The sequence below is a fragment of the Yokenella regensburgei ATCC 49455 genome (assembly GCF_000735455.1).
Classification (GTDB): Bacteria; Pseudomonadota; Gammaproteobacteria; order Enterobacterales; family Enterobacteriaceae; genus Yokenella; species Yokenella regensburgei.
The window spans coordinates 13,140-27,985 of record NZ_JMPS01000079.1 but is presented as its reverse complement, the minus strand read 5'-3'; the positions used below and the strand labels follow the sequence as shown (position 1 = coordinate 27,985).

General features: G+C 56.9%; 14 protein-coding genes and 1 pseudogene. 7 read left to right on the top strand and 8 right to left on the bottom strand.

The features are described 5' to 3' along the window. Position 1: 1 nt before the first annotated feature. Together sapA and pspF are read right to left on the bottom strand one after the other, a co-directional pair. A pseudogene (gene sapA, locus GYRE_RS20110) lies at positions 2–1,648 on the bottom strand (ABC transporter substrate-binding protein SapA); the annotation flags it as partial. Between the two features lie 103 nt (positions 1,649–1,751). After that, positions 1,752–2,738, bottom strand: a complete 987-nt coding sequence (pspF, locus tag GYRE_RS20105) for a phage shock protein operon transcriptional activator (protein ID WP_167829705.1) — start codon at positions 2,736–2,738, stop codon at positions 1,752–1,754. Between the two features lie 152 nt (positions 2,739–2,890). On the opposite strand from pspF, the gene pspA reads away from it, so the two are divergent. The 7 genes from pspA to caiF all read left to right on the top strand — a co-directional run bounded on the left by pspA (position 2,891) and on the right by caiF (position 7,657). Continuing rightward, complete coding sequence (gene pspA, locus GYRE_RS20100) at positions 2,891–3,556, top strand: phage shock protein PspA (RefSeq protein ID WP_006819742.1); 666 nt, start codon at positions 2,891–2,893, stop codon at positions 3,554–3,556. Between the two features lie 61 nt (positions 3,557–3,617). Then, complete coding sequence (pspB, locus tag GYRE_RS20095) at positions 3,618–3,839, top strand: envelope stress response membrane protein PspB (protein ID WP_006819743.1); 222 nt, start codon at positions 3,618–3,620, stop codon at positions 3,837–3,839. Positions 3,840–3,841: 2 nt separating this feature from the next. Then, a complete protein-coding gene (pspC, locus tag GYRE_RS20090; RefSeq protein WP_038257855.1) occupies positions 3,842–4,201 on the top strand; it encodes an envelope stress response membrane protein PspC in 360 nt (119 codons plus the stop codon). 29 nt (positions 4,202–4,230) lie between these two features. After that, the gene (pspD, locus tag GYRE_RS20085; protein ID WP_006819745.1) at positions 4,231–4,461 is read left to right on the top strand and encodes a phage shock protein PspD; all 231 of its coding nucleotides are present in this window, start codon (positions 4,231–4,233) and stop codon (positions 4,459–4,461) included. 128 nt (positions 4,462–4,589) lie between these two features. Continuing rightward, positions 4,590–5,987 (top strand): YcjX family GTP-binding protein, encoded by a 1,398-nt coding sequence (locus GYRE_RS20080; RefSeq protein ID WP_038257891.1) that lies wholly within the window; start codon positions 4,590–4,592, stop codon positions 5,985–5,987. After that, positions 5,984–7,033, top strand: a complete 1,050-nt coding sequence (locus tag GYRE_RS20075) for a YcjF family protein (protein WP_038257853.1) — start codon at positions 5,984–5,986, stop codon at positions 7,031–7,033. The genes GYRE_RS20080 and GYRE_RS20075 overlap by 4 nt, the downstream gene beginning before the upstream one ends. Positions 7,034–7,264: 231 nt before the next feature. Continuing rightward, positions 7,265–7,657 (top strand): carnitine metabolism transcriptional regulator CaiF, encoded by a 393-nt coding sequence (gene caiF / locus GYRE_RS20070; protein WP_006819748.1) that lies wholly within the window; start codon positions 7,265–7,267, stop codon positions 7,655–7,657. 46 nt (positions 7,658–7,703) lie between these two features. On the opposite strand, the gene caiE is transcribed toward caiF, so the two are convergent. The 6 genes from caiE to caiT all read right to left on the bottom strand — a co-directional run bounded on the left by caiE (position 7,704) and on the right by caiT (position 14,747). Beyond that, positions 7,704–8,300: a carnitine operon protein CaiE gene (caiE, locus tag GYRE_RS20065; RefSeq protein ID WP_038257850.1), complete on the bottom strand. Its 597-nt coding sequence runs from the start codon at positions 8,298–8,300 to the stop codon at positions 7,704–7,706. A gap of 17 nt (positions 8,301–8,317) precedes the next feature. After that, a complete protein-coding gene (caiD, locus tag GYRE_RS20060; RefSeq protein WP_038257847.1) occupies positions 8,318–9,103 on the bottom strand; it encodes a crotonobetainyl-CoA hydratase in 786 nt (261 codons plus the stop codon). Between the two features lie 25 nt (positions 9,104–9,128). Beyond that, on the bottom strand, positions 9,129–10,682 hold the full coding sequence (caiC, locus tag GYRE_RS20055; RefSeq protein WP_038257845.1) for a crotonobetaine/carnitine-CoA ligase: 1,554 nt from the start codon (positions 10,680–10,682) through the stop codon (positions 9,129–9,131). A gap of 59 nt (positions 10,683–10,741) precedes the next feature. After that, positions 10,742–11,962, bottom strand: a complete 1,221-nt coding sequence (gene caiB, locus GYRE_RS20050; protein WP_038257842.1) for an L-carnitine CoA-transferase — start codon at positions 11,960–11,962, stop codon at positions 10,742–10,744. Positions 11,963–12,051: 89 nt separating this feature from the next. Then, positions 12,052–13,194, bottom strand: coding sequence for a crotonobetainyl-CoA dehydrogenase (caiA, locus tag GYRE_RS20045; RefSeq protein WP_038257840.1), 1,143 nt, complete (start codon positions 13,192–13,194; stop codon positions 12,052–12,054). A gap of 38 nt (positions 13,195–13,232) precedes the next feature. Continuing rightward, positions 13,233–14,747: an L-carnitine/gamma-butyrobetaine antiporter gene (gene caiT, locus GYRE_RS20040; protein ID WP_006819754.1), complete on the bottom strand. Its 1,515-nt coding sequence runs from the start codon at positions 14,745–14,747 to the stop codon at positions 13,233–13,235. Positions 14,748–14,846 lie beyond the last annotated feature (99 nt).

Genomic DNA, 14,846 nt, shown 5'->3' with positions numbered 1-14,846 from the left:
TTTTCACCTCTTTTTCTTTTTCCCTTGAGACGCCGGCAAACGAGGCGTTACCGAACGGGCTCAGCACCAGGCCTTTGATATCATAGCGGTAGGCCTGCAGGCGCAGAGATGACGCCAGCGGCAGCACCGGCAGGTCACGGGCAAGGATCTGCTGCGCTTCGTCATAGGCATCGATGCGCGATGCCAGCTGCTGTGAGATCAGCGCCTTTTGCAGCACGCTGTCAAACTCGCGGTTGCACCAGTGGGCGAAGTTAGTCTGTGAGCCAATTGCCGCGCAGCTCAGCAGCGGGCGGAAGAAGCTGTCCGGATCGTTACTGTCGGTGGCCCAGCCGGTGAGGGTCAGATCGTGGTTCATGTCCATCAATCGCGCCTCCTGGAAACGGCCTTCTACCGGAACAATCACCACCTTCACTCCCACCTGTGCCATATCGGCCTGGATAAGCTCAGCGGTTTTCAGCGGGCTGGGGTTCCACGCCTGAGAACTGGTCGGCACCCACAGGCGCAGCGTCATGTTCTCAAGTCCCAGCGCTTTAAGCTCGGCCCGGGATTTCTCCGGGTTGTATTCGGTAATTTTAGCCTCATTATCGTAAGCCCACGACGCGCGTGGCAAAATCGAGGCGGCGGTTTCTGCCGTACCGTAGTAGATGGATTGCATCAGACGCTGGTTATTGATGGACAGCGCCAGCGCATGCCGTACCGCCGGGTTATTCAGCGGCGGCTTGTCGGTATTGAAGGCCAGATAAGCGATGTTCATCCCCGGACGCAGGGTCAGGCGCAGACGTGGATCGTCACGCAGAATGGTTAACTGGCTGGCGGCGGGCCAGGCCAGCACATCGCACTCACCGGTCAGCAGTTTAGATAAACGACCGGTACCCCCGGATCCTAAATCAACCACCACCTGCGGCATCAGCGGTTTGCCGCGCCAGAACGCATCATGGCGCTGGAGACGGATGTACTGTCCGGCGCGATACTCATTCAACTGATACGGCCCGGTGCCGACCGGCTGGCGGTCGAGCAGCTCCTGGCTGCCTTCCTGGCTCAGCTTCAGTGCGTATTCGGCGGACATGACCGAGGCATAGTGGGTTGCCAGGTGCCAGAGGAAGGAGGCATCCGGATTCTTTAAACGGAACTCGACGGTGTGGCTGTCAATTTTGCGTACGCTCTGCACGCTGTCGGAAAATTGCAGGCTGTCGAAGTAGGGGAAATTGTCGCCGTTAACGTAATGCCACGGATGATTGCGGTCGAAAATGCGCTGGAAAGTAAAGACGATATCATCGGCGTTCAGCGCCCGGGTGGGTTTAAACCACGCGGTGGTCTGGAACTGCACGTTGTTACGTAGATGGAAACGGTAGGTCGCGCCGTTGTCCAGCACTTCCCAGCTCTCTGCCAGTTCGGGTACCAGACGGTAGGTATACGGGTCGACATCCAGCAGGCGGTCGTAGAGCTGCGCCGCCAGCGTATCGACGATAAGACCGCTGCTCACCTTCTGCGGGTTGAAGGTATTGACCTGACCATTCACGCAGTAGACAAAGCCGCTGTCGCGGATGTCGGCACGTGCGGGCTCCTGCGCCACAGGGGCGGGGGCGGCGAAAACCTGACCACACAGTAATCCGGCCGTTGCCAGCAGGGATGACAATTTTAGTCGCATAATTTCTTTGCATTTTAGGCTGATCTGCAAAGTGTATCGCACTTAGGGGCGCCAGGTACAAATGTTGCGACTAACTGGCGCAAAAGTCGCCAGTGGTCGCGGTTTAAAGCTGATGTTTTTTCAGTAACGCCCGCAGCTGATGATAGGTCAGCCCCAGTAATTCAGCAGCGCGCTTCTGATTAAACTTTGCTTCCTGCAGGCTCTGCTCCAGCAGCGTTTTTTCCTGCTGATGCTGGAACTCGCGTAAATCGATGGGTAACGACTGACCCGGCGGTGCTTCAGGCGTCGCGGCAGCGGTAGCGGGGCGATGAAACGGGTCGAGGATAATCGTATCCAGTGGAAACTCGCTGGTGCCGTGACGATAAACCGAACGCTCGACCACGTTTTTCAGCTCACGGATATTTCCCGGCCAGCGGTAGCCGAGCAGGGTGGCCTGGGCGTGATCGGTGAAACCCGGGAACAGCGGCAGCTTCAGCTCGCGGCACATCTGAATGGCAAAGGTTTCCGCCAATAGCATGATGTCGCTTTGTCGCTCGCGCAGCGGCGGGAGTTGCACCACGTCGAAGGCCAGCCGGTCGAGCAGGTCGGCGCGGAAGGTGCCAGTGCTCACCATCTTTGGCAGGTCAGCGTTGGTGGCGCACACCAGGCGCACGTTAACCTGCAGCGGCTGGCTACCGCCCACGCGCTCGAGCTCCCCGTATTCAATGACGCGCAGCAGTTTTTCCTGCACCAGCATCGGTGCCGTGGCCAGCTCATCAAGAAACAGCGTACCGCCGTCGGCGCGCTCAAAGCGACCAGGGTGACGTTTTTGCGCCCCGGTAAAGGCACCGGCCTCGTGGCCAAAGAGCTCGGAATCCAGCAAATTCTCATTCAACGCCGCGCAGTTGAGCGAAATAAATGGCCCGTCCCAGCGTGACGAGAGAAAGTGCAGGCGGTTGGCAATCAGCTCTTTACCGGTGCCTCGCTCGCCGATAATCAGCACCGGTTTATCCAGCGGCGCCAGGCGCGAGACCTGTTCCAGCACCTCAATAAAACTGTTGGCTTCGCCGAGCAGGTTATCTTTGTGTTCCATCATGATGAAATTGACCACTTGTTGGTGTGATTCGCCAGATTACTGTAGTTCTCTGATGTATGAATTGCAATCAGTTCATTGAAAATCAATAAGATAAAAAGTTGGCACGATGTCTGCATTAAGAGTTCAGCAGGGCACCGCCCGATATCAGAACTGTGAGGATTTAAATTATGGGTATCTTTTCTCGTTTTGCCGACATCGTGAACGCCAACATCAACTCGCTGCTGGAGAAAGCGGAAGATCCGCAGAAGCTGGTGCGCCTGATGATTCAGGAAATGGAAGACACGCTGGTTGAAGTTCGCTCTACCTCCGCCCGTGCGCTGGCAGAGAAAAAACAGCTGTCCCGCCGCATTGAGCAGGCGACGCTCCAGCAGGCCGAATGGCAGGAGAAAGCCGAACTGGCGCTGCGTAAAGAGAAAGACGATCTGGCGCGTGCTGCGCTGATTGAAAAACAGAAGCTGACCGACGTTATCGCGACGCTTGAGCATGAAGTGACGCTGGTGGATGACACCCTGGCGCGCATGAAAAAAGAGATTGGTGAACTTGAGAACAAGCTGAATGAAACGCGCGCTCGCCAGCAGGCGCTGACGCTGCGCCACCAGGCGGCAAGTTCATCCCGCGACGTTCGTCGTCAGCTGGACAGCGGCAAGCTCGATGAAGCCATGGCGCGTTTTGAATCCTTCGAGCGCCGTATCGATCAGATGGAAGCGGAAGCGGAAAGCCACAACTTTGGCAAACAGAAGAATCTGGACCAACAGTTTGCGGAGCTGAAAGCGGATGATGAAATCAGCGCGCAGCTGGCAGAGCTGAAAGCCAAAATGAAGCAGGACAATTAATAATAATACGTTGGCGACGCGGCGTTTCGCGTCGCCAGACCATCATCTGTAAGGAGTACATATGAGCGCGCTTTTTCTTGCCATACCGCTGACGCTGTTCGTGCTATTCGTCCTGCCGGTCTGGCTGTGGCTGCACTACAACAACCGCTCAAAGCAGGGTGGATTGTCGCAGAGCGACCAGCAGCGATTACTGCAGCTGACTGACGACGCAAAACGGATGGGCGAGCGCATTCAGTCGCTGGAAGCGATTCTTGATGCCGAGCATCCGAACTGGAGAGAATAATAATGGCTGGACTGGATCTGAACAAAAAGCTGTGGCGTATCCCGCAGCAGGGTATGGTCAAAGGCGTCTGCGCCGGGATTGCCCACTATCTGGACGTGCCGGTCAAGCTGGTGCGCATTATTACCGTGCTGGCGATGATCTTTGGTCTGTTCCTGTTTGTAGTAGCGGCATACATCATTCTGACTTTCGCCCTCGACCCGATGCCGGACAGCGAGCTGCACGGCGAAAGAATTCCATCCAGCGGTGAACTGCTGGATGCCGTAGACGCCGAGCTTGCCGCCGGTGAGCAACGTCTGCGTAATATGGAACGCTATGTCACGTCGGATACCTTCACGTTGCGTAGCCGCTTCCGTCAGCTATAAACCACGGTGTTACTAACACGAGGCGAGTCATGAACAACAAATGGCAACAGGCAGGACAAAAAGTGAAACCGGGGCTGAAACTTGCCGGTAAGCTGGTACTGCTGGGCGCATTACGCTACGGCCCGGCGGGTATCGCTGGCTGGGCGGTGAAATCGGTCGCTCGTCGGCCGGTGAAAATGCTGCTCGCGGTGGCGCTTGAGCCGCTGCTGGCCCGACTGGCCCGCCGAGTATCCCGTGGGATGAACCGCGCGATGAAGTAACGCGCCGCGGCACAGCGAGGGCTGTGCCGCCGACTTTTATTTCACCCTTTACATCTTCCTTGCTCGTCCCCATGTCATATCTCTATTAAAATCAACCTACAAACTCCTTCAGGCATAACAGGATGGCGATGAAGCGACTGAAATCCGAATTAAACGCGCTGGTGAACCGTGGGGTAGACCGTCACCTGCGACTGGCGGTGACCGGGCTGAGCCGCAGCGGCAAAACCGCGTTTATCACCGCGATGGTTAATCAACTGCTGAACGTACACGGTGGGGCACGTTTGCCGCTGCTGAGCGCGGTAAGGGAAGAGCGTCTGCTCGGCGTGAAGCGCGTCCCGCAGCGCGATTTTGGCATCCCGCGTTTTACTTATGACGAAGGGATTGCCCAACTGTACGGCACGCCACCCGTGTGGCCGACGCCGACCCGCGGCGTGAGCGAGATCCGTCTGGCGCTGCGTTTTCGCTCCAACGATTCGCTGCTGCGTCATTTCAAAGACACCTCAACGCTGTATCTGGAAATCGTCGACTACCCCGGTGAATGGCTGCTCGACCTGCCGATGCTGGCGCAGGATTACCTGAGCTGGTCGCGGCAGATGGTCGGGCTGCTGCAGGGGCAGCGTGGCGAATGGTCGGCGCAGTGGCGCAAACTCTGCGAGGGTCTGGATCCGCTGGCACCTGCCGATGAAAACCGGCTGGCGGAAATCTCTGCCGCGTGGACCGACTACCTGCATACCTGTAAACAGCAGGGCATGCACTTCATTCAGCCCGGGCGCTTCGTGCTGCCGGGCGACATGGCCGGAGCCCCGGCGCTGCAGTTCTTCCCGTGGCCGGATGTGGATGCGGTGGGTGAAGCGAAGCTGGCTCAGGCTGATAAACACACCAACGCCGGGATGCTGCGCGAACGCTTTAATTACTACTGCGAGAAAGTGGTGAAAGGGTTTTATCGCAACCACTTCCTGCGTTTTGACCGCCAGATTGTGCTGGTGGACTGTCTGCAACCGCTGAACAGCGGCCCGCAGGCGTTTAACGATATGCGGCTCGCGCTGACGCAGCTGATGCAAAGTTTTCACTACGGACAGCGCACGCTGTTCCGCCGCCTGTTTTCCCCGGTTATCGATAAGCTGCTGTTTGCCGCGACCAAAGCCGATCACGTCACCGTCGATCAGCATGCCAACATGGTGTCGTTGCTCCAGCAGCTGATTCAGGATGCGTGGCAGAACGCGGCATTTGAAGGGATTGCGATGGACTGCCTGGGGCTTGCCTCGGTGCAGGCGACGCAAAGCGGGCTGATTGAAGTGAACGGCGAGAAGATCCCGGCGCTGCGCGGTCATCGCCTGAGCGACGGCCAGCCGCTGACGGTTTACCCGGGAGAAGTCCCGGCGCGTCTGCCCGGCCAGGCATTCTGGGAAACGCAGGGGTTCCAGTTTGAGAACTTCCGCCCGCAGGTCATGGATGTCGATAAACCGCTGCCGCATATTCGCGTTGATGCGGCGCTGGAGTTTTTGCTTGGAGATAAATTGCGATGAACGAACCGTTAAAACCGCGGATCGATTTCGCCGGTCCGCTGGATGTGGAAAAGCACGAGCAGTTTAAAACGGCGCAGACCTTTGCCGCTGAACAGGCTGAAACTTTTGCTCCGGCGCTCAGCGAAGAGGTGTTGCCGGAAGAGGGAGCCGCCGAGGCGGTGGTTGAGGCCGCGCTACGTCCGAAGCGCAGCCTGTGGCGGCGGATGGTCACCGCCGGACTGGGGCTGTTCGGTATCAGCGTGGTTGCTCAGGGCGTTCAGTGGACGGTTAACGCCTGGCAGACGAACGACTGGGTGGCGCTGGGGGGCTGTGCCGCCGGGGCGCTGATCATCGGTGCCGGGGTAGGTTCCGTCGCAACGGAATTGCGCCGGCTGTGGCGTCTGCGCCAGCGCGCGGAAGAGCGCGATGAAGCCCGCGACCTGATGCACAGCCATGGCACCGGTAAAGGCCGGGCGTTCTGCGAAAAGCTTGCTCAACAGGCGGGAATTGACCAGTCGCATCCGGCGCTGCAGCGCTGGTATGCCGCCATCCACGAAACGCAAAACGACAGGGAAGTGGTGAGCCTGTACGCCCATCTGGTCCAGCCGGTGCTGGACGCCCAGGCGCGACGTGAAATCAGTCGTTCGGCGGCGGAATCGGCGCTGATGATCGCCGTCAGCCCGCTGGCGCTGGTGGATATGGCGTTCATCGCCTGGCGTAACCTGCGTCTTATCAATCGTATCGCCACGCTGTACGGCATTGAGCTGGGCTACTACAGCCGCCTGCGCCTGTTCCGCCTGGTGCTGCTCAATATCGCCTTTGCGGGAGCCAGCGAACTGGTGCGTGAAATTGGGATGGACTGGATGTCGCAGGATCTGGCGGCGCGTCTTTCCGCCCGCGCTGCACAGGGCATTGGGGCGGGGCTGCTGACCGCGCGTCTCGGCATTAAAGCAATGGAGCTCTGCCGCCCGCTGCCGTGGATAGACAATGACAAACCGAAGCTCGGCGATTTCCGCCGGGAGATTGTCGGTCAGTTGAAAGCAACCGTGAGTAAGAAACCGTCCTGACAGGCGTTTTCCCTACCTGTTTTACCCCTTTCCCTGGTCGACAGGGAAAGGGCGCTCAGCGGATGACGCTGTGCGATTTTGATATTGAACAATGAGCCCGCCGTTTTGCTTACCCTCCCTGTTTTTTCTGTTTTATATTACCTCTAAATAACCATTCATATTGTGCGGGTAATTTGTCTAATGACCCGTTTACCACCACAGAATCATTAGCTTGAAATACAGGGAGTGGGTATGCACGAAAAAGATGTCGATAAACCGCTTTATTTGTTAATCGCTGACTGGGTGATGGCGGAAAATCGCTGGGTCACCGCCAAAGAAATCGCCCGGCAATTCGAGATTGACCACTGTAAAGCCATTAATACCGTCTCCTACATTCTTGCCGAAGTGGGGGAGATTGAATGTGAAACCAAAACGATTCCTAACCAGCTGGAAGGCCGGGGATGTCAGTGCCAGCGGTTGGTGCGCGTGAATGGAATAAGCAAACTGTTGTACGACCGTCTTAAGTCTCCGGCGTCGGTGAAAAGTACGCTATGTTCTGGTACGCCGGGCAGTGCTGTACCGCCGGGTGAACTCAACCGGGAGCAAAAGTGGCAGTGGATGCTGTCCAAAACCCAGCGTCGTTAAACGGCGGGCTGGAAGGAGAAACAGGCGCCTGGCGCCTGTTTTTTTGTTAGCGCAGGTGCTTTGGTTGCACCGCTGTCGTACCGCGCAGCCGTGGGCGATGGGGTTCTGCCTCAGCAAGCGGTGTCGTTTCTTGTAACCCGTGGCGACAGCGCCCGACGAGACTCTGGTACTCACGGGTGTTCAGGCGCTTCCAGTGCAACTCGTCGTCGGAGACATTCCGCAGATAGCGGGCGGGAGACCCCACCAGCAGCTGTCCGGGAGCCCCTGAAAAACCCGCTTTAACGAAGCTCATCGCCGCGACAATACTCCCGGCGCCAATCTGCGCGCCGTCCATCACCACGCTGTTCATACCGACCAGAGCGTCCCGTCCGATGATACAGCCGTGCAACACCGCGCCGTGGCCGATATGCCCGCACTCCTGCACCACGGTATCGGTGTCACAATATCCGTGCATAATGCAGCCATCCTGGATATTTGCTCCGGCCTCAACGATAAGCCGCCCGTAGTCACCCCGCAGCGACGCATGTGGCCCAATGTAAACACCTGCACCGATGATGACATCACCAATCAAGACTGCGGATGGGTGAACCCAGGCGCTGGGGTGAACGACCGGCACCAGGCCTTCAAACGCATAATAGCTCACGAAATGACTCCTCTGGATTAACGTCCCTGCCAGCGCGGTGCGCGTTTCTCGGCAAAGGCCAGCGGGCCTTCCGTTGCGTCCGCAGAGTGCAGCACCGCCGGATAGTGCCTGAGCGCGCCGCTGCGCATCAGCCGGTAGCCTTCCTCAACGGAGAGTTCTGCGGTAGCGCGGCCAATCTCTTTTAGCGCCGCCACCGCCAGCGGGGCGCTGTTGACGATATCAGCGGCAAGCTGGCGGGCACACGCCATCAGCTCACCGGCGCTGACCACACGATTGACTATCCCCCAGCGCAGCGCTTCTTCTGCGTCCATGCGCCGCCCGGTCATCACCATGTCATTGACGATAGCCGGGGGCAGGATTTTAGGCAGCCGTAGTATGCCGCCGCTGTCCGGGACGATGCCAAGGCTTGCCTCCGGCAGGGCAAAGCTTGCGTTGTCGCTGCACACAATCATGTCGGCGGCCAGCGCCAGCTCAAAGCCACCGCCGAAGGCATAGCCGTTCACGGCGGCAATCACCGGTTTATCGAGAGTGAAAATTTCGGTGAGGCCAGCAAAACCGCCGGGACCGAAATCGGCGTCGGGCGCCTCGCCTCCGGCGGCTGATTTTAAATCCCAGCCCGCGGAGAAAAAACGCTCCCCCGCGCCGGTAATAATGGCAACGCGCAGAGCAGGATCATCCCGGAACTGCAGAAAAACCTCGCCCATCTCAATGCTGGTTCTGGCATCTATCGCGTTAGCTTTTGGCCTGTCGAGCACGATTTCCAGAATGCCGCTGTTGCGGGTCAGATGTAATGATTCGCTCATGTTTTTATCCCTTTAAATAAAGACGTTATTGCAAATATTTTTTAATCACTTTTCCTGAGCAGTTGCGCGGCAGGTCCGGGCAAATCTGCACAAACGACGGCACTTTGAATTTCGCCATATTTCGTTCGCAATAGCGGAAGAACTCCTCTTCGCTGAGGGTTTCGCCTTCGAAAAGCACAACAAATGCTTTGATCGCCTGATCGCGAATAGCATCCGGAATACCAACGATGGCCACGTCCTGAATTTTGGGATGTGAGGAGAGGATGTTTTCAATTTCGCTACAGGAGACATTCTCCCCGCCGCGTTTGAGGATATTGCAGCTGCGATCGACGAAATAAAAATAGCCTTCAGCGTCGTGATAGCCGTAGTCGCCGGTATGCAGCCAGCCGTTGTCCCATACCCTGGCGGTGGCTTCCGGTTGGTTGTAATAGGCCTTAAACAGCGTTTTTCCCGGGATGCCTCTGACGCAGATTTCACCAATCTCTCCGTCCCCCAGCACCTGATTCTGGCTATCGCGGATCTGTGCTTCATAACAAAACCCGGGACGTCCAATGGAGGGCCAGCGCCGCTTGTCGCCGGGGCGGTCGCCTATCAGGCCGACGATGGTTTCCGTCATGCCATAAGAGGTCAGCAGCCTGACGCCGAAACGTGCGATAAAGCGGTCTTTTTCCTCAACGGAGAGATTGAGGTAGAAAAGCACCTCGCGCAGGCGATGCTGTTTTTCGTTATCGGCGAGGGGTTGCGCCATCAGTGTGCGGATCATCATGGGAATGCATTCGGTGACCGTCGCCTGGTACTTCAGGATCTGTCCCCAGAATGCCCGGGCACTGTACTTCTCGAGCAACACAAACGTGGCCCCCGCCGAGAAAGCTGCCATGGCGGCAGTACACTGGCAGTCAATATGAAATGCCGGCATGACGGTGAGGTAGACATCGTCGCTGCGAAGCTGACATTGCCAGGCGGTGTAGTACCCGGCAAAGCGCAGGTTGTAGTGGGTAATGACCACCCCTTTGGGCCTTGAGGTGGTGCCCGAGGTGAACAGAATTTCTGCCGTATCCTCCACGCTTAGCGCAACGGCGTGGAGGAGTTCCGCAGGCTGTCGGGACTGCTCATGCCGAAAATCGAGGGTGCGCGCGCAGGTCGCAATAGGTGTTTGCCTGATAAGCAGAATCTGTTCCAGCAACGTGCCGTTCTGCGCCAGGATCTGCTGATAGGCAGGATAAAAATGGCTGGTGGTCACCACCATCCTGGCCTGGCTCTCTTGTAAAAGCCAGGTGCACTCTTCGCCGAGCAGTCGGGCATTCACCGGCACCATCACCGCGCCAATTTTCGCGAGCCCAAACCAGCAGAAAATAAACTCCGGACAGTTGTCCAGGTGCAGGGCAACCTTATCGCCTTTCTGGATCCCAAGCGATGAGAACAGGTTGGCGGTACGGTTTATTTCCTGATTCAGACCCGTGTAGCTGAAGTGCTCTGTTTCACCCTGAGCGGACTCATAAATGAGTGCCGTTTTATCGCCGTAAACATCAGCTAAATCGTCCCACATCTGACCTAAATGTTGTCCACCAATGACATCCATTGCGCGCGTATCCTGTCAAATCGCTAAATATTCAGGTCTGGCCTGAACCCTTCGGGCGATTACTCCTCAATTTTAGCCAGCCCCTTGTCGACCAGCCCCCTGATATCGGCACTGCTGTAACCGAGATTTTGTAAAATAGCGGCGGTATCCATGCCGTGAGAGGGCATACCACGCCAGATCTGTCCTGGGTTATTCTTAAATTTCGGCATCACGTTGGGGCCTTTGCAGGTGCGACCCTCCAGGTTTTGCCATTGGGTGATGGATTCGCGGGCGAGATACTGCGGGTTGTGCTCAAGCTCCGGGATCGTCAACACTTTGGCGCAGGCAATATTTAGCTCGGCGAAGCGCTTCAGCACCTGTTCGATGGTATGCGCCGCCAGCCATTCATCGAGTTTGTCCTCCACCAGCTCACCGAAGGGGCATTCAACCCGATGAATGAGCTGCGTCCCTTCGGGGATCTCTTTGCTCCCGAGTAAATGGGCGAGGCCGATATCGGCAAAACACTCCTGAATCTGGCTGATGCCGACCAGCTCCATCACGATGTAGCCATCGCTGCAGCGGTATAGTCCGCATCCGGCGTAGTACGGATCTTTACCTTTGGTCATGCGCGGGCAGATTTCCCCGCCGTTGAAGTAGTCCATCATGAAGTACTGGCCCATCCGCAGCATGACCTCGTACATCGCGATATCAATGCTTTCCCCTTTGCCGGTCTGGCGGGCTTTATACAAGGCGGCAAGCGCAGAGGTAGTCGCGGTCATGCCGGAGAAGTAGTCGGCGGTGTAGGGGAATGCGGGCATCGGCTGATCTTTATCACCGTTCTGGATCAAATAGCCGCTGAAGGCCTGGGCTATGGTGTTGTAGGCTGGTAAATGAGTGTATTGCGGGTCGCCGTACTGCCCAAAACCGGAAAGGTGGGCGATAACGAGTTTAGGGTTGTGCTGCCACAGCAGGTCGTCGGTAATACCGCGACGGGCAAAGGCGGGGCCTTTGCTGGCTTCGATGAAGATATCGGTGGTTTCCATCAGCTTCAGGAACGCCTCGCGGCCTTCATCTTTGAAAATGTTAAGCGACAGTGCCCGCAGGTTACGGCGTGAAAGCTGCGGGTAATGGGGCTGGACACGGATAGTGTCGGCCCAGGCGACGTTCTCTATCCAGATAACTTCGGCACCCCATTCGGCAAACATTTGTCCGGCAAACGGCCCGGCGATTTCAATTCCGGAAAAGACAACCCGCAGCCCGGAAAGCGGGCCGAACTCTGGCATAGGTAGTTGAGCAGTCATGCTTCACCTCATCAATGGCGTTATGCAGTTGTAGGCCGGATAAGGCATAGCCGCATCCGGCAGTCGCTACAGGGCAAAGTGCCAGCCTGTTAGCGATACTGTTTCAGGACCGAACGACCGAGCGTCAGGATCTGCATTTCATCCGAACCGCCGGAGACACGATCCACGCGCAGATCGCGCCAGAAGCGGGTAATGCGGTGATTACCGGCAATGCCGATACCGCCGAGCACCTGCATTGCGCTATCGACAACCTCAAAGGCCGCGTTGGCGCAGAAGTATTTACACATCGCCGCATCCCCGGAGGTGATCGTGCCGTTGTCGCTTTTCCAGGCCGCTTCGTAGAGCATGTTTTTCATCGCGTTGAGCTTGATGGCCATATGGGCGAACTTCTCCTGAATAAGCTGGTAGCGGCCGATAGTTTCACCAAACTGAACGCGCTGATTGGCGTAGCGCGCCGCGTCTTCAAAGGCGCACATCGCGGTGCCGTAGTTGGTGAGCGCCACGAGGAAACGCTCATGGTCAAACTCCTCTTTTACCCGGTTAAAACCGTTGCCTTCCCGGCCAAACATATCCGTTTCATCAAGTTCAACGTTGTCGAAGACCAGTTCGCAGCAGCTGTCCATGCGCAGACCTAGCTTTTCGAGCTTGTTGATTTTGACGCCCGGCTTGCTCATGTCGACGCACCACTCGGTGAAAATGGCTTTATCCGGTGAGGCGGCATCGCGCGCCATGACCACCACATACGGGGTATAAGCGCTGCTGGTGATGAAGCATTTGCTGCCATTAAGATAAACCTTACCATTCTTACGGGTATAGTTGCTCTGTAAACTCCCCACGTCAGAGCCCGCGCCCGGTTCAGTAATCGCCGAGTTCCACATCTGTTTACCGGTGCCGCGAAACGCCATAATGCGGTCAATCTGCTCCGGCGTGCCTTCGCGCAGGAAGGTGTTGAATCCGCCTGGCAACTGGTACAGCACATAGGTTGGGGCGCCCAGACGACCCAGCTCCATCCACACCGCCGCCACGGTCACAAAACCGGCATCCAGCCCGCCGTGCTCTTCCGGGATAAGCAGGCTGTCGATGCCCATTTCCGCCAGTGCTTTAACGAAACGCTCAGGATAAACGCTGTCGCGATCGCACTCGGCAAAATAGGCTTCCCAGTTTTCACTTGCCATCAGCTCACGGATACCCGCGACAAACAGTTCCTGCTCATCATTCAGTTGAAAATCCATCGTAATAACCTCTTAGCATGTCGTTTTTTAAAAAAGCGTCAGTCTTTCCAGTGCACTTTGGCGTCTTTGATGAAGGAGAGCGTGACCATAATGTTGACGAAGAACAGCGGGCAGCCCCCGGCGATAATCGCGGTCTGAATCGGCTTCAGACCGCCGAGCGCCAGCAGGATAATGCCGATGATGCCCACCAGAACGGACCAGCCGATGCGCACCAGCAGCGGAGGCTCTTCACCGTCTTTCACCGCCCGGCAGGTGGACATCGCCAGGGTGTAAGAGCAGGCGTTAATCAGCGTGACGGTGGCGATAAAGCACAGGATGAAGAAGCCCCACATGGTGGCCGTCCGCAGCGGCAGCGCGGCCCAGGTTTCGATAATGGCGCGCGGTACGCCGTGCTGGCTGATGAGCTGCGGAATGTTGATGATGTTGTTATCAATCAGCTGCAGCGTATTGCTACCGAGAATGGTCCACAGCAGCCAGGTTGCCGCCGTCAGCCCGGCAACCATGCCAAGACACAGTTCACGCACGGTGCGGCCTTTGGAGATGCGGGCGAGGAAGATGCTCATCTGAATGGCGTAAATCACCCACCAGGCCCAGTAGAAAACGGTCCAGCCCTGCGGGAAACCGCTTTTACCGATAGGGTCGGTGTAGAACAGCATCCGTGGCAGGTACATCAGCAGCGTGCCGACGGAATCGGTGAAGTAGTTCATGATGAAGCTGGCGCCGCTGACAATAAAGACCCAACCGAGGATCAGAAAGCTCAGATAGCTACGCACATCGCTGGCGATTTTTACCCCTTTCTGCAGACCACAGGCAACGCAGATGGCGTTCAGCACTATCCAGCAGGCAATGATGATGGCATCCAGCTCCAGGGTGTGCGGAATACCAAACAGGTATTGAATACACTCGGTCACCAGCGGCGTGGCGAGCCCGAGGCTGGTTCCCATGGCGAAGATCAGCGCCACCAGATAGAAGTTGTCGATAATCGTACCGAGCAGCCCGTTAGCGCGCTTTTCGCCGACCAGCGGGGCCAGCGTACTGCTGGGACGAATAACGTCCATCTTGCGCACAAAGAAGAAGTAGGCAAACGCCACCGACAGAAAGCTGTACGTTGCCCACGGAAGCGGGCCCCAGTGCAGCAGGCTGTAGGCGAGCCCCAACTCTTTAGCCTGCAGCGAGTAGGGCGCAAGACCGAACGGCGGGCTGGAGATGTAGTAGAAGATCTCAATCGATCCCCAGAACAGCACGGCCGCAGAGGTGCAGGAGGCGAACATCATGAAAATCCAGCTGGCGGTGCTGAACTCCGGCGGTTCATCGCCCAGGCGTTTTTTTGCGTAGCGGCCGAATACCAGCCAGAACCAGCCGCCGAACATGATGACCATGTACCATTCAAACGCCCAGCCCCAGACGTTAGTGACATAACTAAAGACCGCATTAATTACCGTATTCGCCGCATCCAGATCGCGAACGGTTAACCAACAAAGAATGCCAACCACAATTAAAGGCGGGAAAAATACTTTAGGCTCTATTCCCGATTTCTTATTTTCTTTGCTCATAGATAAAGTCCAGTTTATTTAGGCGTATTACGAGAAGGTATGCGTAATTCCCTTTTGTGTTATCTTTTTGTTAATTTAAGTAGCGTGCGGACCATTTCC